Genomic DNA, 1,778 nt, shown 5'->3' on the forward strand with positions numbered 1-1,778 from the left:
TGTCAGTTGGGGATGCGTCTATGATGTTTTCTGTGTAAAGGAAATCACACACAATAAAACAAACAAGATACGTGTTCTGGGTATCAACAGTTTGCTTTTGACCAAGGAAGGAAACATGGGTACCACCAGCCAAGCCCAGGACTATGAGTCATACATCGGATTAGCTGTGGATGTATTTCAGAGTCAAGACTCAACATTTATCAAATCTCTTAAAGACTTTCTGACTGTTTTACCCAGTCCCACTTATATTGAGCAAGTCTTACTGGCAGCGGTTTATCGACTACCAGAGATTAACCTTGATGCTTGTTACTGGCTATTGCGTCATCCCGATTATTTGATGCCCGAACTTGACTTAGTGGCAGTAGCGATGGCTGTCGCAATCAAGAAGCTTCAGGAGCAAGGGTTAGTGTTGGGTCAAGATTTTAGCATTGAACCGAATGGTCAGTTATCTCTCAGTACTCTGGCAAAAGATAAGTTATGGTTCGGTAGCTCAACTAGCGATCGCCTCTTGCTAGAACGGATTATGCAAGTTGGGGATTAATCTTGATCATGAATTTATAAAGCCTGGAGCGATGAACAAAACAATTTTATTAATTGAAAATGATAAAGTATTGCGCTCAAATTTCTCCGATTTACTTGAATTAGAAGGATTTAATGTCCTTACTTCAGACGATGGTTGGCTCGGTTTAAATTTAGCTAAAGTTGTCCGACCTGATTTAATTATTTGTGAAATTAATATACCATCCCTTGATGGGTATGAGCTTCTCCAGATATTACGAGATAGGTTAAAGACAGCGAAAACACCGTTTATATTTCTAACCAGTCAGTCAAAGGAGGATGGCTATGCTCGCGCTAAGGAACTTGGAGCCAATGATTATCTAACCAAACCTGTAGATAGTCGGGAACTGTTAGCAGCAATTAATCAGCAGTTAAGAATACTTCCCTTGACTTCAAACAGGGCTTAAAACAAGCTATTTACTAATTAAAAAACCAGTTCGCCATAATAAATCGGTTTGCAAAAGGAGTGTAAACGATGGGTAAAACCCTTGTTCACGTAACTACACCGATAGTGATTCAAGAAATTGAAAACGTCTTAGCAACGTATCCGGAGTTTCCCTATCAAGACGTGTTTTCTCAGTCTAAAATACGCCAGGATTTAATTGCTTATGTCCTCAGCAGAATTCCGAATCATTACGAAGCCCTAGACAAGATTGAACCATCATCAAAAAGCCAAGAATTACGTCACTTATCCTCAGAGCATAAGCTGTATTTAGAAAACTTGATTCACACAGGAATCTATCATATCTTGCATCTAATGTTAAACTACAGCTGGGATAATTGCCCGATGCCTAAAACGTTTACCTCAAGGTCTATCTCCTGTGATTCCTTAGCTTGATTTCCCAAAGTTTATATCATAAAATAGCAGTTCTCAATTGGGTATTGAGAACTGCTATACCATCCATGGGATAACCCGTAAACCAAGGGATTAACCGGAGTTGATATCAAACCTGATCCAAACCTGATCCAAAGTCTCTAAGATTATCGGTAACTTTCGCTAGCCCCAGATGTAGTAGGTTGGTTTTGTGGATATTGGTTTTCTGGATATGCTAGTTGGGGATTGCGCAACCGTTCCAACTGTAAACGCCGAAACTCAGAAGCAGCATCGTCTAGTCTCTGAGACTGTCCCTGATTGAACTGATCGATATCAACTGTACCCAATTGGGCATTATGGATTAAATCAAAAGCGTTGAAACCACTGTCTCCAAACCCCCCAAATA

At 40.0% G+C, this 1,778-nt stretch carries 4 protein-coding genes; 3 read left to right on the forward strand and 1 reads right to left on the reverse strand.

All coding sequences use genetic code 11. The features are described from left to right. The 3 genes from F6K20_RS36955 to F6K20_RS36965 form a co-directional block, all read left to right on the forward strand. Window positions 1–541 (forward strand): hypothetical protein (locus tag F6K20_RS36955; protein ID WP_287298192.1); only part of this gene is annotated, 541 nt, incomplete at its 5' end. Continuing rightward, window positions 531–965, forward strand: a complete 435-nt coding sequence (locus F6K20_RS36960) for a response regulator (protein ID WP_008179089.1) — start codon at window positions 531–533, stop codon at window positions 963–965. The genes F6K20_RS36955 and F6K20_RS36960, both read left to right, overlap by 11 nt. Before the next feature lie 68 nt (window positions 966–1,033). Next, entirely contained in the window at window positions 1,034–1,396 is a 363-nt protein-coding gene (locus F6K20_RS36965) for a late competence development ComFB family protein (protein WP_008179091.1), read from the forward strand. Window positions 1,397–1,539: 143 nt separating this feature from the next. Here F6K20_RS36965 and F6K20_RS36970 read toward each other — a convergent pair. After that, the coding region (locus tag F6K20_RS36970; RefSeq protein ID WP_287298194.1) for a hypothetical protein at window positions 1,540–1,778 on the reverse strand (239 nt) is incomplete at its 5' end.

Source organism: Moorena sp. SIO2C4, assembly GCF_010672485.1.
GTDB classification, from domain to species: Bacteria; Cyanobacteriota; Cyanobacteriia; order Cyanobacteriales; family Coleofasciculaceae; genus Moorena; species Moorena producens.